Annotated in this window: 23 protein-coding genes and 2 tRNA genes; 19 read left to right on the forward strand and 6 right to left on the reverse strand. The window is 64.8% G+C overall.

All coding sequences use genetic code 11. The features are described from left to right. Positions 1 to 70 precede the first annotated feature (70 nt). A complete protein-coding gene (locus BXY53_RS11845) occupies positions 71 to 988 on the forward strand; it encodes an aldo/keto reductase (RefSeq protein WP_119062220.1) in 918 nt (305 codons plus the stop codon). After that, complete coding sequence (locus tag BXY53_RS11850; protein WP_119062221.1) at positions 988 to 1671, forward strand: DUF6064 family protein; 684 nt, start codon at positions 988 to 990, stop codon at positions 1669 to 1671. The genes BXY53_RS11845 and BXY53_RS11850 overlap by 1 nt, the downstream gene beginning before the upstream one ends. A gap of 17 nt (positions 1672 to 1688) precedes the next feature. Here BXY53_RS11850 and BXY53_RS11855 read toward each other — a convergent pair. Together BXY53_RS11855 and BXY53_RS11860 are read right to left on the reverse strand one after the other, a co-directional pair. After that, positions 1689 to 1764: transfer RNA gene (locus BXY53_RS11855), tRNA-Ala, on the reverse strand. Positions 1765 to 1845: 81 nt separating this feature from the next. Next, the gene (locus BXY53_RS11860; RefSeq protein WP_170144441.1) at positions 1846 to 2256 is read right to left on the reverse strand and encodes a TIGR02300 family protein; all 411 of its coding nucleotides are present in this window, start codon (positions 2254 to 2256) and stop codon (positions 1846 to 1848) included. Positions 2257 to 2467: 211 nt separating this feature from the next. On the opposite strand from BXY53_RS11860, the gene aroA reads away from it, so the two are divergent. The 10 genes from aroA (at position 2468) to trpA (ending at position 11709) form a co-directional block, all read left to right on the forward strand. Further along, positions 2468 to 3793: a 3-phosphoshikimate 1-carboxyvinyltransferase gene (gene aroA, locus BXY53_RS11865; RefSeq protein WP_119062223.1), complete on the forward strand. Its 1326-nt coding sequence runs from the start codon at positions 2468 to 2470 to the stop codon at positions 3791 to 3793. Further along, positions 3790 to 4437: a (d)CMP kinase gene (cmk, locus tag BXY53_RS11870; protein ID WP_119062224.1), complete on the forward strand. Its 648-nt coding sequence runs from the start codon at positions 3790 to 3792 to the stop codon at positions 4435 to 4437. The genes aroA and cmk overlap by 4 nt, the downstream gene beginning before the upstream one ends. Before the next feature lie 230 nt (positions 4438 to 4667). Beyond that, entirely contained in the window at positions 4668 to 6422 is a 1755-nt protein-coding gene (rpsA, locus tag BXY53_RS11875; RefSeq protein ID WP_119062225.1) for a 30S ribosomal protein S1, read from the forward strand. Positions 6423 to 6507: 85 nt separating this feature from the next. Then, on the forward strand, positions 6508 to 7479 hold the full coding sequence (gene sppA / locus BXY53_RS11880) for a signal peptide peptidase SppA (RefSeq protein ID WP_119062226.1): 972 nt from the start codon (positions 6508 to 6510) through the stop codon (positions 7477 to 7479). Between the two features lie 41 nt (positions 7480 to 7520). After that, a complete protein-coding gene (gene ihfB / locus BXY53_RS11885) occupies positions 7521 to 7838 on the forward strand; it encodes an integration host factor subunit beta (RefSeq protein ID WP_119062227.1) in 318 nt (105 codons plus the stop codon). 45 nt (positions 7839 to 7883) lie between these two features. Then, positions 7884 to 8234, forward strand: a complete 351-nt coding sequence (locus BXY53_RS11890; RefSeq protein ID WP_119062228.1) for a LapA family protein — start codon at positions 7884 to 7886, stop codon at positions 8232 to 8234. Between the two features lie 75 nt (positions 8235 to 8309). Beyond that, positions 8310 to 8975 (forward strand): phosphoribosylanthranilate isomerase, encoded by a 666-nt coding sequence (locus BXY53_RS11895; protein ID WP_119062229.1) that lies wholly within the window; start codon positions 8310 to 8312, stop codon positions 8973 to 8975. Positions 8976 to 8979: 4 nt separating this feature from the next. Beyond that, complete coding sequence (locus BXY53_RS11900) at positions 8980 to 9426, forward strand: glycoside hydrolase family 25 domain-containing protein (RefSeq protein ID WP_210209235.1); 447 nt, start codon at positions 8980 to 8982, stop codon at positions 9424 to 9426. A 68-nt stretch (positions 9427 to 9494) separates the two neighbouring features. Next, the gene (trpB, locus tag BXY53_RS11905; RefSeq protein WP_119062230.1) at positions 9495 to 10712 is read left to right on the forward strand and encodes a tryptophan synthase subunit beta; all 1218 of its coding nucleotides are present in this window, start codon (positions 9495 to 9497) and stop codon (positions 10710 to 10712) included. A gap of 175 nt (positions 10713 to 10887) precedes the next feature. Then, entirely contained in the window at positions 10888 to 11709 is an 822-nt protein-coding gene (gene trpA / locus BXY53_RS11910; RefSeq protein WP_119062231.1) for a tryptophan synthase subunit alpha, read from the forward strand. Between the two features lie 90 nt (positions 11710 to 11799). On the opposite strand, the gene BXY53_RS11915 is transcribed toward trpA, so the two are convergent. Next, positions 11800 to 11874: transfer RNA gene (locus tag BXY53_RS11915), tRNA-Asn, on the reverse strand. Positions 11875 to 11971: 97 nt separating this feature from the next. Between BXY53_RS11915 and BXY53_RS11920 the strand changes: the two genes are divergently transcribed. Then, entirely contained in the window at positions 11972 to 12337 is a 366-nt protein-coding gene (locus BXY53_RS11920; RefSeq protein WP_342634976.1) for a hypothetical protein, read from the forward strand. 4 nt (positions 12338 to 12341) lie between these two features. Here BXY53_RS11920 and BXY53_RS11925 read toward each other — a convergent pair whose 3' ends face one another. Together BXY53_RS11925 and BXY53_RS11930 are read right to left on the reverse strand one after the other, a co-directional pair. Beyond that, the gene (locus tag BXY53_RS11925) at positions 12342 to 12854 is read right to left on the reverse strand and encodes a CBS domain-containing protein (protein WP_119062232.1); all 513 of its coding nucleotides are present in this window, start codon (positions 12852 to 12854) and stop codon (positions 12342 to 12344) included. 109 nt (positions 12855 to 12963) lie between these two features. Then, a complete protein-coding gene (locus BXY53_RS11930; protein WP_245410458.1) occupies positions 12964 to 14370 on the reverse strand; it encodes a hypothetical protein in 1407 nt (468 codons plus the stop codon). Between the two features lie 190 nt (positions 14371 to 14560). Here BXY53_RS11930 and BXY53_RS11935 point away from each other — a divergent pair, with 190 nt between their 5' ends. Together BXY53_RS11935 and BXY53_RS11940 are read left to right on the forward strand one after the other, a co-directional pair. Beyond that, positions 14561 to 15283, forward strand: coding sequence for an MBL fold metallo-hydrolase (locus BXY53_RS11935; RefSeq protein ID WP_119062353.1), 723 nt, complete (start codon positions 14561 to 14563; stop codon positions 15281 to 15283). A gap of 11 nt (positions 15284 to 15294) precedes the next feature. Continuing rightward, positions 15295 to 16095, forward strand: coding sequence for an Fpg/Nei family DNA glycosylase (locus tag BXY53_RS11940; RefSeq protein WP_119062233.1), 801 nt, complete (start codon positions 15295 to 15297; stop codon positions 16093 to 16095). Here the strand turns inward: BXY53_RS11940 and BXY53_RS11945 are convergent, their stop codons facing one another. Further along, positions 16096 to 16614 (reverse strand): DMT family transporter, encoded by a 519-nt coding sequence (locus tag BXY53_RS11945; RefSeq protein WP_119062234.1) that lies wholly within the window; start codon positions 16612 to 16614, stop codon positions 16096 to 16098. A 181-nt stretch (positions 16615 to 16795) separates the two neighbouring features. Between BXY53_RS11945 and lnt the strand changes: the two genes are divergently transcribed. The 4 genes from lnt to trmB all read left to right on the forward strand — a co-directional run bounded on the left by lnt (position 16796) and on the right by trmB (position 21190). Beyond that, positions 16796 to 18508 carry an apolipoprotein N-acyltransferase gene (gene lnt, locus BXY53_RS11950; protein WP_119062235.1) on the forward strand — a complete coding sequence of 571 codons (1713 nt, stop codon included), beginning with the start codon at positions 16796 to 16798 and terminating at the stop codon, positions 18506 to 18508. Between the two features lie 198 nt (positions 18509 to 18706). Continuing rightward, positions 18707 to 19168, forward strand: coding sequence for a helix-turn-helix domain-containing protein (locus BXY53_RS11955; RefSeq protein WP_119062354.1), 462 nt, complete (start codon positions 18707 to 18709; stop codon positions 19166 to 19168). A 128-nt stretch (positions 19169 to 19296) separates the two neighbouring features. Beyond that, the gene (gene metK / locus BXY53_RS11960) at positions 19297 to 20466 is read left to right on the forward strand and encodes a methionine adenosyltransferase (protein WP_119062236.1); all 1170 of its coding nucleotides are present in this window, start codon (positions 19297 to 19299) and stop codon (positions 20464 to 20466) included. Between the two features lie 25 nt (positions 20467 to 20491). Further along, positions 20492 to 21190, forward strand: a complete 699-nt coding sequence (gene trmB, locus BXY53_RS11965) for a tRNA (guanine(46)-N(7))-methyltransferase TrmB (RefSeq protein ID WP_119062237.1) — start codon at positions 20492 to 20494, stop codon at positions 21188 to 21190. The last annotated feature ends 151 nt before the right edge of the window (positions 21191 to 21341 follow it).

Genomic DNA, 21341 nt, shown 5'->3' on the forward strand with positions numbered 1-21341 from the left:
GCGCGCCGGCTTGACCCTGCGTTAAGGCCGACCACTTCCTGTTCGGAGACGGAAAGCAAAAGGACGATCCATGCCGCGCCTGACACGCCGCGATTTCCTGCTGTCCTCCGCCGCTGCCGGCCTGTCCGCGGCGCTGCCCGCCGGCCCGGTGCGGGCCGAACAAATCCGCACCAAGCGGATCCCCGCGACCGGTGAGGCGGTCCCGGCTGTTGGCATGGGCACATGGATCACCTTCAACGTCGGCGATGACATCCAGGCGCGCAACCAGCGCACCGAGGTGCTGCGCAACTTCTTTGAACAGGGTGGCGGCATGATCGACTCGTCGCCGATGTATGGCTCATCCGAGGAAGTAATCGGCTACGGGCTGGACAAGCTCGGGCCGCAGCCGGGCCTGTTCTCCGCCACCAAGGTCTGGACGCCGTTCGGGGACAGCGCCCGCGAGCAGGTCTCAACCTCCGAGAGGCTCTGGGGTGTCAAGCCGTTCGACCTGATGCAGATTCACAATCTTGTCTCCTGGGAAGCGCACATGGAGACGCTTCTGGAGATGAAGGCGCGCGGCCGCATCCGTTATATTGGCGTCACGACCTCGCATGGCCGCCGGCACGACGAGCTTGAGCGGGTCATGGAAACCCAGCCGATTGACTTCGTGCAGCTCACCTACAACGTCGTGGACCGCTGGGCCGAGAACCGGCTTCTGCCGCTGGCGCAGGAACGCGGGCTTGGCGTGATCGCCAACCGGCCTTTCCGGCGCGGCCAACTCTTCGACTGGTATCAGGACAAGCCGCTGCCCGACTGGATCAGCGAGTTCGACGCGACGAACTGGGCGCAGTTCTTCCTGAAATTCATCATCTCGCATCCGGCGCTGACCTGCGCGATCCCCGCCACCACGCGCGTGGACCATATGCTGGAGAACATGGGCGCGCTGCATGGCCGCCTTCCCGACCCAGAGATGCGCCAGCGCATGGCGGCCTATGTGGACAGCCTGTGATGGAAGAGTGGCTGAACTACCCGCTGGAAGACCTGCTTCTGTTCTCCCGGGAGACTTATCTGCGGCTGTTCGAGCTTTACCACCGTGACGTCTGGCCGGCGCATATTCTGGCCGCAGCGTTCGGCATGGCGATGCTGCCAGCTATGCTGCGGGGCCGGTTGCCGCGCATTCAGGCGATGCTGGTCGTGCTGGCGGCCATGTGGGTGTGGGTGGCTTACGCCTTCCATGCGCAGCGCTACGCCGAGATCAACTGGGCAGCGGACAATTTCGGCTGGCTGTTCGCGGCGCAGGCGGCCTTGATGGTGCTCGCGGCGATCTGGCCCGGCGGTCTGCGGCCCGGCGCGGTCTGGGCGCGCTGGACGGGCGCGGCGGTGTTGGTGTTTGCGCTGGTGGTTCTGCCCTTGGCCGGGCTCGCGCTCGACCGGCAATGGTACGAGGTCGAGTTCTTCGCGCTGACGCCGGACCCGACCGCGATTGCGACGCTCGGCGTGATGGTTGCGCTGGCGGAGGCGTGGCGCTGGCTGCTGGCGCTGATCCCGCTTGTGTGGTGCGTGATCGGCGGCGGCACGCTGCTGGCGATGGACAGCCCCGAGGCGTATCTGGTCTGGGGCGCGGCAGGCGTCGCGGCGCTCGCGCTCATCGCAGGCGCCCTCGTCGGGCCGCGGTCGACAGAATCAGCCTAGAAATCCAGGGGAAAAGATGGTGGAGCCAGGCGGAATCGAACCGCCGACCTCGTGAATGCCATTCACGCGCTCTCCCAACTGAGCTATGGCCCCGATTTGCGCTAAGCGCGTAACGCGAATGAATAAGACGTTGCGCGCGGCGGATCAAGAGGAACCTGCCACGCGCCGGCGCGATCAGGTTTCGTCCTCCTGGTCCTCGTTGATCGAGCCGCCGAGGAAGCCGGAGACATCGTCGTCTTCCGAGTCGTCGTCCGGCATAAGCGCGTCTTCGTCACTGCTGAGATTGCTTTCGGCATCGAGATCGTCAAGGTCTTCGCTCTCGATATCCGGGATATCCTCTTCGCTGGCCTCGGCCTCCTCGAGCGGGACGACCTCCACATCCTCGGTCTCGGGCGCGACCTCGGTGTCTGCCTCCTGCTCCCGCGCTTCGGCGGCGCGCTGGGCATGCGCCTGCGCGGCCTCCCCGGTCAGCTTGAATTCCGCACCGCAGACCGGGCAGATGATCGGGTCGCGGTTGAGATCGTAAAAACGCGCGCCGCAGCTCTGACAGGTCCGCTTGGTTCCGCGTGCGGCTTTGTTCGACATAATCGGTTCCCTGTGCTTTCGTCTTGCCGGAAGGTTGAGTTGTCTAGCGAGGCGACTTGGGCTTGTCAAAGGCGAATGCAAGGGGAAATCCATGCGTCCCCGCGGGCCTGATTGACAGCTTCACGCGCGCTCTGCTCTATACCGCCCGAAGTGTCGACATAGTGGCAGGCGCCCTGCCGCGCCGCGCCCAGATTTTGCGAGACCTCAGGCCATGCCCCGCCCCTTGATCGCCCGCAAGTCCACCGCGTTGAGCGGCGCCCTGCGGGTGCCCGGCGACAAGTCGATTTCTCATCGTGCGCTGATTTTCGGCGCGCTGTCGATCGGCGAGACGCACATTTCCGGCCTCCTCGAATCCGCCGACGTCCTGGCGACGGCGCACGCACTTCAGCAGATGGGGGTGCAGATGACCCGTGAGGACGGAAACTGGCGCGTCGTCGGGGTCGGCTGCGGCGGGCTCGCACCGCCAGAGGGACCGCTGGATTTCGGCAATGCCGGCACGGGCGTGCGCCTGATGATGGGCGTGATCGCGGGGCACGACTTCGCTGCGGAGTTGATCGGTGACGAGTCTCTGCAGCGTCGGCCGATGGGCCGCGTGCTGGACCCGCTCAAGCAGATGGGCGCGGAAGTCCACGGAGGCGACCGGTTACCGCTGACCCTCGTCGGCTCGGGCGATCTGGCGCCAATCACCTACCGCCTGCCGGTGGCCTCGGCGCAGGTAAAGTCGGCAATCCTGCTTGCCGGGCTGATGACGCCCGGCGAGACGACCGTGATCGAGCCGGAAGCCACGCGCGATCACACTGAGACCATGATGCGCCATTTCGGCGCCGAAGTGCGCATTGAACAAGTCACGGCCGAGCGCAGCATCACGGTGACCGGCGAGGCGGTTCTGCATGGCCGTGATGTCGAGGTGCCCGGTGACCCCAGCTCGGCCGCTTTCCCGACGGCGGCGGCCCTGATCTGCCCCGGCTCGGACGTGACGATCGAGAACGTGCTGGTGAACCCGACGCGCACCGGCTTATACGACACGCTGGCCGAGATGGGCGCGGATCTGCGCTTCGAGAATGAGCGGCGCAGCGGCGGCGAGAAGGTCGCCGACCTGCGGGTGCGGGCCGGGAAGCTCAAGGCCGTCAGGGTGCCGCCCGAACGCGCCCCGCGCATGATCGACGAATACCCGGTCCTCGCGGTCGTCGCCGCCACAGCCGAGGGCGAGACGCGCATGGAAGGGCTGGCTGAACTGCGCGTGAAGGAGAGCGACCGGCTCGCCGCAACCATCGCCGGGCTGACCGCTTGCGGCGTCACCGCCTGGGCGGAGGGCGACACGCTGGTCGTTCGCGGCGCGGAGCGCATTCCCGGCGGCGGCACCGTGGAAACGCACATGGACCATCGCATTGCCATGGCCTTTGCGGTTCTGGGTCTGGTGGCGGAGCAGCCGGTCCGCATCGACGACACCGCCATGATCGACACGAGCTTCCCCGGCTTCGCCGAGCGGATGCGCGCGATCGGCGCGGATTTCGACGATTCAGGCGGGTCGGAATGATTATCGCGGTGGACGGGCCTTCAGCGTCGGGCAAGGGCAGCGTTTCGCGCCGGATCGCTGCGCAACTCGGGCTGCCTTATCTGGACACCGGCCTACTCTACCGCGCCGTTGCGCGCGATATGCTGGATCAGGGGCTGCCGCTCGATGATGAAGATGCGGCGGTGCGGGCGGCAAAATCCCTCGACCTGGACGGCCTCGACGACCCGCGCCTGCGCGAGCGGCGCATGGGTGAGGCAGCCTCACGGGTCGCGGCCTCCCCGGCTGTGCGCGAGGCGCTTCTGGAACTGCAGCGCGACTTTGCCCACCGGCCCGGCGGCGCTGTGCTCGACGGGCGAGATATCGGCACGGTGGTTTGTCCCGGGGCGGATGTGAAACTATATATCACGGCAAGCGCGGAGGAGCGCGCGCATCGTCGCTATCTAGAGTTGCGCGATCGCGGCGAACACGTTGACGAGGACGAGATCTATCAAGACATTCTCAAGCGTGACCACCGGGATCAGGAGAGATCGGCCGCACCTTTGCGCAAAGCGGACGATGCGCACTTGCTCGATACCACGAATTTGGATATAGAGCAGGCATTCAAAGCTGCTTTGGGACTGATCAATGCGGCGCGCGCGCCGAGACGATCCGGGGATGGGTCGTAGCGGCGGGTGCCGCGCCTGCTATTTGCTTTCACCGGATAGCGGGGATGGGCGCGTAAATTCGCGCCCGCCACCGTCGTGTGGCGCTTTTCTCTCCCGGCAGTCTAAGGAAAGACGTTTCCGGCGCACGCAGCCAGGGTTGGCCAGTCAGCGCCGGTCAGGACCGAAATGCAACCGAGCCGCGCCGCAAGGGCCGGTTCCCGAACGAGATACAAGGGTTTTAAGGAGACTAGATGAACCCGGCACAGAGCCCCGAAACACAAACCGCCGAACTTAACCCGGCCCGCGAGGACTTCGCCTCGCTGCTCGAAGAATCATTTTCCGAAACGGAACCGCAGGAAGGCTCTGTCGTCAAGGGCACCGTTGTTGCGATCGAGAAGGATCTGGCCGTCATCGATGTCGGCCTGAAGACCGAAGGTCGCGTGCCGCTCAAGGAATTCTCCGTCGCCGGGCAGGAGCCGGATATCAATGTCGGAGATGAGGTCGAGGTCTACCTTGAGCGCATCGAGAATGCGCTGGGCGAGGCCGTCCTGAGCCGCGAGAAGGCGCGCCGCGAGGAAAGCTGGGCCAAGCTGGAGAAAAGCTTCGAGAAGGGCGAGAAGGTCGAAGGCGTCATCTTCAACCGTGTCAAGGGCGGTTTCACCGTCGATCTCAACGGCGCCGTGGCATTCCTGCCGGGCAGCCAGGTCGACATTCGCCCGGTGCGCGACGCTTCCAACCTGATGAACACGCCGCAGCCCTTCCAGATCCTCAAGATGGACCGCCGACGCGGCAATATCGTCGTCTCGCGCCGCGCCGTGCTGGAGGAAACGCGCGCCGAACAGCGCAGCGAGATCTTCGCCAACCTCGCCGAAGGCCAGGTGGTCGAGGGCATCGTCAAGAACATCACCGATTATGGCGCGTTCATCGACCTGGGCGGGATCGACGGGCTGCTGCACGTCACCGACATGGCCTGGCGCCGGGTCAACCACCCGAGCGAGATCGTCAATGTCGGCGACACCGTGAAGGTGCAGATCATCCGCATCAACCCGGAAACCCAGCGCATCAGCCTAGGCATGAAACAGCTTCAGGCCGACCCGTGGGAAGGCATCGAGGCGAAATATCCTGTCGGCGCCAAGTTCACCGGCCGTGTCACGAACATCACCGACTACGGCGCGTTCGTGGAGCTGGAGCCGGGTGTCGAAGGCCTGATCCACGTCTCCGAGATGAGCTGGGTCAAGAAGAACGTGCACCCCGGCAAGATCCTCTCCACAAGCGAGGAGGTCGAGGTGCAGGTGCTGGAAGTCGATCCCAACAAGCGGCGCATCTCGCTGGGCCTCAAGCAGACCCAGGAAAACCCGTGGGAGGCCTTCGCCGCCAGCCATCCGAAGGGTACCGAGATCGAGGGCACGGTGCGCAATATCACCGAGTTCGGCCTGTTCGTCGGCCTGGAAGGCGGCATCGACGGCATGGTTCACCTGTCCGATCTGGACTGGAACAAGCCGGGCGAGGAAGCCATCAAGGAATACAAGAAGGGCGACACGGTGCGCGCGGTCGTGCTCGAAACCGACCCGGAGAAGGAGCGCATCAGCCTCGGCATCAAGCAGGTCAGCGGCGATCCGTTCGAGGGGCTGTCTGGTCTGAAGAAGGGGTCGACCGTCACCTGCGAGGTGGAAGAAGTGAAGGATTCCGGCTTGCAGGTCCGTCTGGCCGACACCGATATTTCCACCTTCATCCGCCGGGCCGATCTGTCGCGTGACCGCTCCGAGCAGCGGCCGGAACGCTTTGCCCCGGGTGACAAGATCGACGCGGCCGTCACCCAGATCGACCGCAGCAACCGCAAGATCTCGCTGTCCATCAAGGCCCTGGAGATCGCCGAAGAGAAGAAGGCCGTCGAGCAATTCGGCTCAACCGACAGCGGCGCCTCGCTTGGCGAAATTCTTGGCGCGGCGCTCAACAAGGCCCAGGGCGAAGAAAGCGACACCAAGACCGACGGCGGCAAGAAGTAACGGGCGGCATGCCCGAGACGGCCTGACGAACGCGGCCCTGCGGGGCTGCGTTCTGATCTCTATCCGCTTGTGAAGGAGCGTTGACGTGACGCTGGACGCTGATGCCGTTGTCGAACGCCGCCGGCTGAAACGCCGTATCACCTTCTGGCGCATCATTGCTGTAGTAGCCATCGCGGTGGTGGCGGCCGTATTGTTCGCGCGGGAGCGCGGCGGAGCGGTCGGCGAGATGTTCGGACTGGGCGGCCACATCGCCCGCGTGAATGTCAGCGGCTTCATCTCCGACGACCGCAAGCAGCAGGAGTTGCTGCGCAAGATTGCCGAAAGCAGCACCGCCAAGGCCGTTATCGTACGGATCAACAGCCCCGGCGGAAGCACCGCGGGGGGCGAAGCGCTCTACACCGAATTGCGCGCGCTAAGCGAGAAGAAGCCGGTCGTCGCGGTCTTCGCCACCACGGCGACCTCGGCTGCCTACATGGCCGCGATTGCGGCAGACCACATCATCGCGCGCGCCAACTCCATCACCGGTTCTGTCGGCGTCATCGTCCAGTGGGCCGAGGTCAGCGAACTACTGAAAAGCTTCGGTGTCGACGTCAACCAGATCAAGAGCGGCGACCTCAAGGCTGTACCGAACCCCTTCGAGCCAACGACGGAAGAACAGCGTGAAGCCACCCGCACGGTGATGGAAGACAGCTTTCAGTGGTTCGTCAACAAGGTGGATGAGCGGCGCGACCTGAGCGGGTCGGCCCTTGCCGACATCCGAACGGGCCGCATCTACACCGGCGCGCAGGCCAGGGCGCTCGGTCTCGTTGATCAGCTCGGCGGGGAGCGCGAGGCTCGAAAATGGCTCAGCGAAGAACACGACATCCCTGAAAACACGAAGATCATTGACTGGAAGCCGGAAGGGACCGACCGTTTCAGCTGGGTCGATGTCGCTTTGGCCGGCCTTTCCCGCCTGGTCGGCATGGACCTCGCCACATCGTTTGAGGACGGGCGCACGCCCGGCCTCAAATCCATCAGGCTTGACGGTCTCGTATCCGTCTGGCAGCCTGAAAATTAAGGATGTTTTAATGACTTGTGCCCGGAAGCGGGTCGTGCTGCATGATAAAATCTGAACTGATAGAGAAAATCGCTTCTGAAAACCCGCATCTTTACCAGCGCGATGTGGAGCGGATTGTGAATACGATTTTCGAGACCATCGTGACAGCGATGGAGCGCGGCGACCGCGTGGAGTTGCGCGGCTTCGGCGCATTCTCGGTCAAGCACAGGCCGGCGCGCATGGGCCGCAACCCGCGCACCGGCGAGCAGGTGCCCGTTGACGAAAAATTCGTTCCCTTCTTCAAGACTGGTAAGGAATTGCGCGAACGGCTGAACCCCAGCCTCGCTCCGCGCAAGAAGAACGCCTCAAGGCGCCGCTGAGCCGAGGGGAAGCGGGGTCGCCCGCCAATCCGAGAGACCAAAACGATGATCCGCTTTTTTCGCCGTCTCATCCTGCTGGTGGTCGCCGTTGCGATCATCGCGCTGATGGTGGCGAACCGGCATACCGCCATGGTTGCCCTCGACCCGTTCGCCCAGGGCGCGCCGGCCGCGACCATCGAGGCGCCAATGTTCGTGTTCCTGTTCGCCGCATTGCTCGTCGGGTTTATCCTCGGTGGCATCGGCGCCTGGGCGAGCCAGAGCAAATGGCGCGACCTCGCCCGCCGGCGCACCAAGGAAACCTACCGCTTACGCAAGGACCGCGAACGCCTTGCCCGCGACCTGCAAACCGCTCAGGAAAGCGGCGGCACGGCGGTGGCCCCGCTATCCGCACGCTGATCGCGCCGAATTGTCCCTCTCGCCGGCCTCACAAGGCACTTGCGCAAGCCCCAAGCCTTCTGTGATAACAGGGGCATGGCGGTGCAGGTTAAAATATGCGGGATCAAGACCGAAGAGGCGCTCGAGGCGGCGATCGAGGCGGGCGCGGACTTCGTGGGCTTTGTGTTTTTCGCGAAGAGTCCGCGATATGTTGATGCCGAGACCGCGGGCCGCCTGGCCGAGCGGGCACGCGGACGCATCCGCACAGTGGCGCTACTGGTCGACCCCAGCGACGCCGACCTCGACCGAGTCCTGACCACCGTCGACCCGGACATCATCCAGCTTCATGGGGCGGAGACGCCGGAGCGCGTCGCCGAAATTCGGATTCAGGCCGCGCGTCCCGTTCTCAAGGCGGTGAAGGTCGCAACCGCGGCCGATATCGTAGCCGCGAGCGCGTTCCCGGCCGCGGATATGTTCCTTTTCGACGCCAAGCCGGCCAAGACCGCTTCGCTCCCCGGCGGTAACGGCGTGCCGTTCGACTGGCCGCTGCTGGCGCAGACGCCGCCCGACCGGCCCTACATGCTTTCCGGTGGGCTGACGACCGACAATATCTCCGAGGCGATCCGCGTGACAGGCGCCCAGGCCGTCGACACCTCCTCTGGTGTCGAGCGCGCCCCGGGCGAGAAAGACCCGGCCGCGATCCGCCGCTTCGTGCAGGCCGCCAAGGCCGTCACCGAGCGCATGCCCATCGAGGCCGCGTGAAACCATGCTGAAAGCGCCATTGGCGAAAGCCGGGATGCAAACTGCGCGACAAAGCCTCCTTCTCGCCGCGTTTTGCGCTGTGGTGTTCGCGTCGTCGGCTCTGGCCGACTCCTACTGGGACCATAACGGCTCGCTGATGCGGTTGCAGGCCGATGGTATGCAGCGTGTCTTCACTTACGAGGAGCCCCGCGCGCTCATGCGGCGCGCCGGTGTCACGGCCGGCACTGTGCTATTTGACGGCCGGAATGTCGGAGACTATTACATCGGCCGAGCGCGGCGCTTCTCGAAGTATTGCGAGTCGCCGCTTGTTTACGAGGTCGAGGGCCCGGTGACGGATAACGGCATGCGGATCGTCATGCGCGGCGAGCGCGAAGTCTACGCCAAGGGCTGCCAGCCGACCGGACGCTTCGTGGAAGACGTGCTCGTGTTCACGTACGAATGGTCGGATTAATTCCGATCCCGCAACCGGCCATTTGCTCGTCCACCAGATTCTGACATTTGCCGACAAAGAGAAACCCTATGGATCAAATCCCCAATACCTTCCGCTCCGGCCCGGACGAGCGCGGCCATTTCGGCGATTTTGGCGGGCGATTCGTCGCCGAGACGCTGATGCCGCTGATCCTGGAGCTGGAGCGCGCCTACGCGGATGCCAAGGCTGATCCGGACTTCCGCGCCGAACTCGACACGATGAACAAGCACTATACCGGCCGGCCCAGCCCGCTCTATTTCGCCGAGCGGCTGACCGAGCACCTTGGCGGCGCGAAGATCTACTTCAAGCGCGATGAGCTAAACCACACCGGCAGCCACAAGATCAATAACTGCCTCGGCCAGATCCTGCTCGCCAAGCGCATGGGCAAGACGCGCATCATCGCGGAGACCGGCGCGGGCCAGCACGGCGTGGCCGTGGCCACGGTGGCGGCGCGGTTCGGCCTGCCCTGCGTGATCTATATGGGCGCGACCGACATTGAACGTCAGCGTCCCAACGTGTTCCGCATGAAGCTGCTCGGCGCGGAGGTACGGCCCGTGACCTCGGGGCGCGGCACGCTGAAAGACGCGATGAACGACGCGCTGCGCGACTGGGTCGCCAATGTCGACAACACCTTCTACATCATTGGCACTGTTGCTGGCCCGCATCCCTACCCGGCGATGGTGCGCGACTTCCAGTCCGTCATCGGGCAGGAGTTGCGCGAGCAGATGATGGAGACCGAAGGACGCCTCCCCGACTCGCTGGTCGCGTGCATCGGCGGCGGCTCGAACGCGATGGGCCTTTTCCATCCGTTCCTGGATGAGCCGAGCACACGCCTGATCGGCGTCGAGGCCGGCGGCTATGGCCTGGACACGATGGACGGCCACGCCGCCTCGCTCAACGGCGGCAAGCCGGGCGTGCTGCACGGCAACCGCACCTATCTGCTTCAGGACGACGACGGTCAGATCATCGAGGGGCATTCGATCTCGGCAGGCCTCGACTACCCCGGGATCGGGCCGGAGCATGCCTGGCTGAAGGAGAGCGGGCGCGTCGAATACGTCGCCATCACCGATGACGAGGCCATGGAGGCGTTCCAGCTTTGCACGCGCAAGGAAGGCATCATCCCGGCGCTGGAGCCGGCGCACGCGCTGGCGCAGGTCATGAAGATCGCCCCGGACCTGCCGAAGGATCATCTGCTGGTGATGAACATGTGCGGGCGCGGCGACAAGGACATCTATACCGTTGCCGAGCATCTGGACATGGAGATGTAGCGCGTTTTCTTTCCACCGGCAAAACGGAAGCGTCGTCATTGCCAGACTTGATCCGGCAATCGAGCGGACAGTTTCCACAATAAATATGGATGCCCGTGTCAAGCACGGGCATGACGGGGTCCAAAAGGTCGGATACCAAGACGACGACGGCCCAAAAAGCGCAGAGAGCAAACCAATGTCGCGCATCGAAAATCGCTTCGCCATCCGCTGCCCCGCGCTCGTGACCTTCATCACGGCGGGCGACCCGGACTATGAGACCTCGCTGGAGATCCTGCGCGGGCTGCCGGCCGCCGGGGCGGACGTGATCGAACTGGGAATGCCATTCTCCGACCCGATGGCCGACGGCCCGGCGATCCAGGAGGCGTCCCAGCGCGCGCTCCGGGCCGGACACAAGATGAACATGACGCTGGAGATGGTGCGCGAATTCCGCAAAGGCGATCAGGAGACCCCGATCGTGCTGATGGGCTACTATAACCCGATCTATTTCCGCGGGCCTGAGCGGTTCGTCGCCGAAGCCGGGGAAGCGGGTGTGGACGGTCTGATCGTCGTCGATCTGCCGCCGGAAGCCGACAACGAGCTGTGCCTGCCCGCCCGCGCCGCGGGGCTGAACTTCATCCGGCTCGCCGCGCCGACGACCGACGATGCGCGCCTTCCGGCGGTGCTCGCTAACACCTCGGGCTTCGTCTACTACGTCTCGATCACCGGCATCACCGGCACGCGCACGCCCGATACCGGCGAGGTCGCGGCTAATGTCGCGCGGATCAAGTCGCATACGCCGCTGCCCGTGGCCGTGGGCTTCGGCGTGAAGACACCGGAACAGGCGGCCGCGATCGGCGCGGTGGCAGACGGCGTGGTGGTTGGCTCGGCGCTGGTGAACGCGATCGCGGAGAGTTTGGACGAACAGGGCCGCGCGACCGAGCAGACAGCGCCGGCGGTCTTCTCGCTCGTGCAGCAACTCGCCGCCGGCGTGCGCAGCGACCAGCGCGAAGCCGGCTAGGCGCGCCTCACCGCCGGGCGATCACGAAAGGCACTCAGCAAACGTTGGGGACGTCGAAGGACTTTGCGGCGTAGCGATCCCGAAGAGGGATGGCTCCCCGGGCCGGATTCGAACCAGCGACCAATCGGTTAACAGCCGATTGCTCTACCACTGAGCTACCGGGGAATTTGCCCTTCGCTGGAAAGAAGCATATAGCAGACACATCCGTGCGTCGCCAATCTAAACTTAGAGCACCAAGCGGCTCTTCGCAACGCCTAAGCGAATGAGAAATGTTGATAATCCCTCGGGCGGCACGCAGGATCGCCACACCATGACCGCCGAAGAGGGGCAAAAGGAGCAGCCGGAGCGCGAGCGCCGCGAAAAAGACCGCTCCACCTGGGCGCACAGGGTCAAGCTGGGCGGCCGGGAGATCGCACTGCCGCGCTCGCCGTTTCTACGGATCGGCCTGGGCATCATGCTCGTCATAGGCGGCCTGCTCGGCTTCCTGCCGATTGTCGGCTTCTGGATGCTCCCGCTAGGCCTGCTCGTGCTGTCCTATGACCTGCCCTTCGCGCGGCGCTGGCGGCGCCGCTTCGTGGTCTGGTGGCACCGCCGGCGCGAGCGGCAGAAACGAGAAGGCGACGACTGAGGCGTCACAGGGTCTGCAGCACGCCGATCAGCGCGACCGAATACACCAGCACCCCGCCAAGCACCAGCATGATCTGATAGTTGTTGCTCACCGTCGCGCTGGTCAGCCGCTTGGCATTCTGCAGCAGGTCGGGCCACGTGTAGGAGACGAAGTCACCCTGCGTCATTATCGAGATCACGCGACCGTTTTCGTCGACGATTGGCAGACGGCGGAAGCGTTCGTTCGACATGATCGCCAGCCACTCCAGCAGATTGTCGTCAGCGCGTGCCACGCGGGGTTTCTCGGTCATGATGTCGGAGAGCTTGGTCTCCTTCGGGTCGCGGCCCCGATTGACCAGCCGTTTGAGGATGTCGCGCTCGGTGACCATGCCCAGCACGCGGTCCTGTTCATCGACGACGATCACCGAACCATAGTCCCGTCCAGCCATTTCGGCCGCGGCTTCCGAGACAAGCGCAGCCGGCGGGAACGTAAGCGGCTCGGGTTTCGTCGCAAATTCAAGGCGGTCCCTGATTTTCATGGAACAATACCTTTCGTAAATCTTTGCGTTCCGACAAATTAGCATACGAAAGAACGTCGCTCACCGATCAGGAGCGAAATCGAATACACGATTAATTGATGGTAATGTTTTACAAAAGCGAGACGACCGTAACCCAGCCCGAGAGCATCAAGCCGCCCAGCAACGTGTAAAGGCCATTCCACGACAGCCCGACGCGCCAGGCGCTGACCCCGCCGATGCTCCCGGCCAGGAGCGTCGTCGCGGTATAAGGCGAACTGGCGCCGCTCAGCGCCCAGCCGGAGGTAATGGCAACGATGATTGCCGCGGGCGTGATCCCTATCGCCTCGGCGCTGGGCAAGAGCGGCGCCATCAGCGAGACCGACAGGATCGGGTTCATACCGACCAGCCCGGCCAGCGGAATGATCCAGACGATCGCCACGAGAATCGCCCAGGCGGGTACAGCAAGCAGGTCGAGGCTGGAACCGGCCATGAGCGGTAGCAGCAGCCGCGCGCCCAGCGTGCCGATGAAGCCCGCCATGACCAACAGAACAAGCTCGGAACGATAGTTGAACAGGTCCTCGGAATAGCCGACCGCCCGCTGCACGACCCGGCGCAGGGGCAAATCCCCGAGGTGCTGCATCGCGATCCAACCGGCCGCGAGAAGCGGCACCACGACCAGCACCACCGCGACCGCGCGCAAGCCCGTCACCGCCGACAGCCCGCCGACGGTAGACAGCAGAATCGCCAGCAGAATGAGCATCGGGATCAGACTGCGCCACGTCCCAACCCGCTGCACCGGCGGGCGCGGCCCGGACAGACGCGGTTTGAAGATCGTGTCCAGGGCCCAGCCCATGCCCGCGAGAATCACCGCGCCGATCAAGCCGAAACCAAACGCATCGCCCCAGGTAGCGCCCGGCACAAGGGTTGTCGAGATCGCCATCGAGAAGGTCAGCGGCGACCAGCAGAGCGTGGAGACGAAACCGCGCTGGATTGCCAGCACCATGCGCCGCAGTCGAACGCGCCGGACTTCCTCGTTGGCTTCGCGCCGGGCGCTCGCCTCCGCCAGCCCCCCGAGCAGCGCGATCGCGCCATAAAGAAGGATGATCCCGAACAGATGCCCCCCCGCCGTCAGCGCGGCATAGCGCCGGCCCGGGGGCTGATGCGCCAGATAACGCCCGCTCTCGGCGATCGAGGGAGACGTCGCAGAGGCGTTGCGCAGGCAGGCCGAGGCCGAGAAGAATGCGGCGATGAAGGCCGCGCTCTCCAGGCCCGCCTCAATGATCCGCAGCCAGTCGGATCGGGTGATGAGCGCCGCAATGAACAGGACCAGCCCAACCAGCACAAAAATGCGCCGGGACCATCCCACAAGCGGCGTCGCCAGAACGACGAACACGAGCACCGCCGCGGATGCGCCGTGAACGAATAGCATCGCGCCGTGCCACTCCACGCCGATAACAAGAAGAACGGTGGCGAGCAGAACGAGACTGAGAAGACGACCTTGTGGTTCTTCTCTGGCGTGGGCGTCTGTCTCAGCCATGAATGCGCAATCTCGTCCGGCGGGAAATGGCAGCGGGGCGGATCGCCCCCGAGGCGCAAAGCCTAGCAAAATTGCATAGCGGTTTGGCAATGGGATGCGCAAATGGTCATCGCCGTCCGGCGGGGCAACTTTGCCGCCAGGCCATGCGTTAATGTCATCCGAGGGCAACGCCGCGAGCGAACAGGCCGCCATGAAACTGACCTTTCTGGGCACGCGCGGATACATCGAGGCGGCGAACAGGCGGCACCGGCGCCATAGCGCGCTGCTGGTCACCTACTATGACACGGACGTCATGATCGACTGCGGAGCGGACTGGAAAGGCGAATTTCAGGAGATCGGGCCGGATGCAATCGTGCTCACCCATGCGCATCCCGATCATGCCTTCGGGCTGCAGGACGGGACGGACTGCCCGGTCTATGCGACGGCGGCAACCTGGTCATCCATCGAGGATTACCCAATCGATAATTGTACAGAGGTAAAGCCGCGGGTAAGGTTCGAGATCGGCGGCGTGAACTTCGAGGCGTTCCCGGTCATGCATTCGCTGCGGGCGCCGGCCGTGGGCTATCGCATCGAAGCGGGGCGCAAGACGATCTTCTACGTGCCGGATGTTGTTGACGTTCACGACCGGGAGGCGGCGCTCGCCGGCTGCGAACTGTTCATCGGCGACGGCGCGACGCTTACCAAAAGCTTGGTGCGCCGGCATGATGACAAGCTGTTCGGGCATACGACCGTGCGCGCCCAGATCGGCTGGTGCCAGGAGGCCGGCATACCCCGCGCGCTGTTCACCCATTGCGGCAGCGAGATCGTAGAGGGCGACGAGCGCACGCTCGGTCCAAAGGTCGAAGAGATGGGCCGCGAGCGCGGCGTGGATGCAGCCATCGCCCATGACGGCATGAGCGTGGTGCTACGCTGAAGGAGGTCCGCGTGCCGGAACTGCCCGATGTCGAGAACTTCAAGCGCTATCTGGACGCGACCGGCCTTCACAAGCGGATCGAGCACATCACGCTGACCAGCGAGAAGGTCCTTCACGGCGTCACTCGCCAGAAGCTCGCCGCGGCCCTGACTGGCCACGCGCTGAGCCGAACATATCGCCACGGGAAGCACCTGTTCGCCGAACTCGACGACGGCCCCTGGCTGATGCTGCATTTCGGCATGACCGGCTTTCTCGCTTATTTCCAGAACCTGGACGACGATCCCGAACACGACCGCCTGAGGCTGGACTTCGACAACGGCTATCACCTGGCCTTCGTGAACCAGCGGCTGTTCGGCGAAGTCGGCGTCGTGGAGGACCCCGCCGCATTCATCACAGAACAGGAGCTTGGTCCGGATGCGCTCGCGCTGGATGAGGACGCCTTCCGGCATGTGCTGGCGGAGCGGCGCGGCCAGGTCAAGTCCGCCCTCATGGACCAGAGCCTGATCGCGGGAATCGGCAACGTCTACTCCGATGAGATGCTGTTCCAGGCGGGCATTCACCCGAAAACGCTGATCAGCGATCTGGACGATGCCGCTGTTCACACGCTCTATGCGGCGATGATGAACGTCCTAAACGTTGCCATCGACAAGGGGGCCGGCTCGGCAGACCTGTTTGACAACCTTCCTCAGGGCTGGCTGCTCCCCCATCGGGATGAGGGGGCAAAATGCCCGCGCTGCGGCGGCGCGATCGAGAAGGTCAGCGCAGCCGGCCGGGGCGCCTATATCTGCCCGCAATGCCAGCCAGAACCCTAGCTAACGCCGCGCCGTGCGAGTCTCCTCCGCGGGCGGCGGGTCGTTTGCCTGCGCGCGCCGAAGGTCGTTGCTCTCGGCAATGCGTATGAGGATGACTCCGGCGATCACCGCGAGCGCCCCGATGGCCTTCAGCGGGGTCATCGGCAACCGCTCGGGCGCGAAAATGCCGAAATGGCTGAGCACCATCCCGGCCAGCACCTGCCCCGAGACAAGACAGACAAAATAGGCGCCCGCGCCCATCCGCGGGATGAAGAATGTCGCGGCGAAGATGATCCCGAAACTGACCATCCCGAGCAGGAAAAACAGCGGAAACCCGCGCGACAGCCGAGTCCACGTCCCGCCCTCGCCGAGTGCCACCCAGACCGCCACGGCCGTCACCGCGCCCACGACGAAGAACACCGCCGTCGCCAGCAGCGGCGAGCCAACCTGTTCGCCAAACCGGCCATTCATGGGCAGATACGTGCCGGCTACCACGCCGACGCCGAGCGCGATCAGGTAATATAGGGTCGTGGTGGTCATGCTTGCGCCTCCCGTTTCGCACGGCCGATGAACCCGGAACGCGCGAGCGCCACCGCGGGATGCCCGACCGCGTCACAATGCGTCACGGCACTATCTTGATCCGATGACGGAAAAGCGGCTGGCGTCACGATATTTGCCGCATTTCCGGACAGGATCACGCACGCAACGGAGGGATCGGCACATGCTGAACACGCACGCCGGGCGCGACACCGCGGAGACATCCGCCGAAGCAAAGCGCGTCGCAGAAACCAGGGCGGTGCGCGACCACCGGCTGGAAACCGGCGTGCGCACGCTCGCGGGCTGGCGGCGCAATCTTGTCGCCTTCGCCGTGGGCGGCATCTCCACGCTGGCGCTGGCACCGCTGCATCTTTGGCCGGTGATGTTTGCCACGCTGCCGGTACTCGCCTGGCTGCTGGATGGCATCGTCGCGCGCGCGCCGACCTTTGCCGCCCGCCTGCGCAGCGCGGCGATTCTCGGCTGGTGCTTCGGCTTCGGCTATTTCTTGGCCAGTCTCTACTGGATCGGCTTCGCCTTCTTCGTGCAGGCCGACCGATTCGCGTGGATGTCCCCGCTGGGCATACTTGTCATGCCCGCCGGGCTGGCCCTGTTCTACGCGCTGGGCCTGGCCATGGCGAGCGCAGTGTGGAGACCGGGGCCGGCGCGACTCTTCTTCTTCGCACTGGCCTTTTTCGCGGTGGAACTGCTGCGCGGGCACATTCTCACCGGCTTTCCCTGGAACGCAATCGGCTACACCCTGGCCGCGCCGGAGACGCTCATGCAGGCAGGGGCGCTCGTTGGCGTCTACGGCCTGAGCTTTTTCGCCGTCCTGGTCTTCGCCGCGCCGGCGACGCTGACCGACCGGACCGGCCGGGCCCTTCGCTATCTCATGCCCGCGCTCGCGGTGCTGCTGCTCGCCGGGATGGCGGGATGGGGCTGGTGGCGCCTCGCGCAACCCCTGCCACCGGACGTGGCGGGGCCGAAGCTGCGCATCGTGCAGGCCAACATCCCGCAGGCCGACAAGTGGAAGCCGGAGGCGCGCGACTGGATTTTCCAGCGCTACCTGCGCCTGAGCCGGGGCGGCGTCTCGCTGGCCGGGTCCGGTGTCACGCATGTCATCTGGCCGGAGGCCGCCCTGCCCTTCGTCTACCTGTTCGACGACGACATCGCGAAGGAGAGTCAGCGTGAAGCTTTCGACCGGCTGCTGCCGCCGGAGGCGATGCTGATCACAGGCGCGAACCGCGCCGAGACCGTAACCAACGGCGCGGGCGAGCGTGTCGTGTCAGACGTTTATAACAGCATTCTGGCGATCGATGACCGCGGCGCGGTGATCACAACCGCCGATAAATCGCATCTGGTTCCGTTCGGCGAATATCTGCCGTTTCAGGAGACGCTGGAGGCCGTCGGCATCCGCCAGCTTACCAACCTGCCGGGCGGCTTCGCGGCTGGCCAGGGTCCGAGAAATCTGGAGCTGGCGGGTCTGCCGCTGTTCACGCCCCTGATCTGCTACGAAATCATCTTCCCCGGCGCGGTCACGCCAAAAAATCGTCCCGCCTGGCTGCTGAACGTGACCGACGATTCCTGGTTCGGCGAGACGGCAGGCCCGTATCAACACCTACATCAGGCACGGATGCGCGCTGTCGAGGAAGGGCTGCCGGTCATCCGCGCGGCCAACACCGGAATTTCAGCCGTGATCGGCCCGCGCGGGACGCTGCGCAAGCGGCTGGCGCTGGGCAGCATGGGGGCAATGGACACTGCTCTCCCGGCCGCGGTCGGAGAGCCGCTTTACGCTCGCGCAGGCGCTCTCATCCATTGGGCGATTGCCATTGCCGGCCTGAGCCTGGCCCTGGCCCTGCAGCTGCTGACACCGGCGCGCGGCCGCCGATTCGGCGCCTGAATCCGCCACAGCGCTTAACCAGAATCGCGTCGAAACGGGCTTCTAGCCTTAACGATCAGTTGACGCTGTATTCCGGGCTATCTACAACCGTGAAATTGTGTACAGTAGCGCTGGGCACTAACGAGTGTGGGGGAAAGAGGAATGGCGCGTGATCGCGAGGCGCAGGCCGGCTACACGGCCAAAAAGACAACAGCAGAAATGACAGAGGCTCTGCCAGCAGCGGATGAGCGGACGACTGTCGCCGCCCGCAAGCCGCATCATATCGACGTGCATGTCGGCAGCCGCGTCAGGCTGCGACGCATGTTCATCGGCATGAGTCAGGAGCGCCTCGGCGAGCAAATGAATTTGACATTCCAGCAGATCCAAAAATATGAAAAGGGCACAAACCGGATCGGGGCCAGCCGCCTGTTCCAGCTTGCCGAGGTCCTGAACGTGCCCGTCGGCTTCTTCTTCGAGGGCCTTGAGGCACCCGCGCAGGGTGCTCAAGCCGCCGGATTTGCCGAACCGAATTCGGAGTCCTACGTGATGGACTTCCTCGATAGCCGCGAAGGCGTCGAACTCAACAGGGCATTCGTTCGGATCAAGGACCCGAAGGTCCGCAAATCGATCGTCGATATGGTCCGCGCCATGGCCGACGCCGAGCAGGACGAGGCCGGCTGATCAAGCACCATTGACCCGCTAGGCGCGGCGCGTTGTGCGCTGCTGCCGCTTTTTGGGCCTGGCACGGCGGGCGTCAGGTTCATGGATTTTCACGTCTGCCCGTCCGAGTAGCTTTCAAGGAGGTCCGTGTGAGTCACAGGAACTATCTCTTCACGAGCGAATCGGTTTCGGAAGGCCATCCCGACAAGGTCTGCGACCAGATTTCTGACGCCGTTGTCGATGCATTTCTCGCCGCTGATCCCGGATCGCGCGTTGCTTGCGAGACGGCCGTCACCACGAATCGCATCATTCTGTTGGGCGAGACCAAGGGGCCAGAGGAAATCGATCATGACACGCTGGTCAGGCTCGCACGGGAGACCGTGCGCGAGATCGGCTACGAGCAAGCTGGCTTCCATTGGCGCGACGCCGAGGTCTCCTGCTACGTCCATGAGCAGTCCGCGGACATCGCCATGGGCGTCGACCGCGACAAGGAAGAAGACCAGGGCGCCGGCGACCAGGGCATCATGTTCGGCTACGCCTGCAACGAGACCGACTCGCTGATGCCAGCGCCGATCGACTATGCCAACAAGATCCTGCTGAACATGTCCAAGGCGCGCCACTCTGGCCGCATCCCGGAACTCGGCCCGGATGCCAAGAGCCAGGTGACGCTGGAATATGAGGACGGCAGGCCGGTCCGCGCGCAGTCCGTTGTTGTCTCCACGCAGCACACCGAGGAAGCCACCAACGAGCGCGTGCGCGAAATCGCCCGCAGCTTCGTGGAGGAAGTGCTTCCGCCCGGTTGGATGCCGGACGAAGCGCATTTCTACGTCAACCCGACCGGCCGCTTCGTGATCGGCGGACCGGAAGGCGACGCGGGCCTGACCGGCCGCAAGGTGATCGTCGACACCTATGGCGGCGCGGCGCTGCATGGCGGCGGCGCGTTCTCGGGCAAGGACCCTTCAAAGGTGGACCGCTCGGCGGCCTACGCCGCGCGCTACGTGGCCAAGAACGTTGTCGCGGCCGGGCTGGCCGAGAAGTGCACGATCCAGCTCGCCTATGCGATCGGCGTGGCCAAGCCGCTGGCGATCTACGCCGATCTGCACGGCACGGGCAACGTGGATGAACTGAAGCTCGATGCGGCAATCCGCGAGGTCATCGACCTGAGCCCGCGTGGCATCTTCAACCACCTGCAGCTTGGCCGGCCGATCTACAAGCGCACGGCCGCCTATGGCCACTTTGGCCGCGATCCGGAGCCGGATGGCGGTTTCTCCTGGGAGAAGCTCGACCTCGTGGAACCGCTCAAGGCCGCGCTGAGCTAACCCGCCGGGCGCCCCGGCTGCGACCATGTCCGCAAGCGACCGCCAGCCACTCGGCGAACGCAGTTTCGGCCGGCGCAAGGGGCACAAGCTCTCGCTGCGCCAAAGTCGGCTCGTCGATGAGTTGCTCCCGCGCTTGCAGCCCGACCTGTCGCAGCCGCCGCCCGACCCGCTGACGACGCTGTTTGCGGCGCCGGTCAGCGAGGTCTGGCTGGAGATCGGCTTCGGCGCGGGCGAGCATCTGCTCTGGCAAGCCCGCGCCAACCCGCATGCCGGGCTGCTCGGATGCGAACCCTACATCAACGGGGTTGCGAAGGTCCTGACGGCCGTAGAGACGCATGACCTGCGCAACGTCGCAGTTCACCCGGACGACGCGCGCGATCTGCTCTCCTGGCTGCCCGAGGCATCCATCGCGCGCGCCTTCATCCTGTTCCCCGATCCGTGGCCGAAGCGACGCCACCGCAAGCGCCGCTTCCTGCGGGAAGAGAACATCGCCGCTTTGGCGCGCGTGATGCAGCCCGGCGGGGAACTTCGCTTCGCCACCGACATCGGCGATTATGCCCGCACGGCGCTGCTGGCCTTCATGCGCGAAGGGTCCTTCGCGTGGACGGCACAGCGCCCGAGGGACTGGCGCGAGCGCCCCGACGACTGGCCGCAAACCCGCTACGAGGCCAAGGCGATCGCCGCTGGCCGGGCTTGCGCCTATTTCCGGTTTCGCCGGCGCTGAATTCGCAAATACCTGAACCGCCCACAATTTTGCCAAGATAAATACCGCGCAGCCGTTGCATATTCGCGCGGCTTCGCCTACCTTGAATGCAAGTTTCCACCGATCGGAACCGGCGGGTGGGCTCCTTGACGGGGTCCGCTCTTTTTGTTTG

This window comes from Dichotomicrobium thermohalophilum (assembly GCF_003550175.1).
GTDB lineage: Bacteria > Pseudomonadota > Alphaproteobacteria > Rhizobiales > Rhodomicrobiaceae > Dichotomicrobium > Dichotomicrobium thermohalophilum.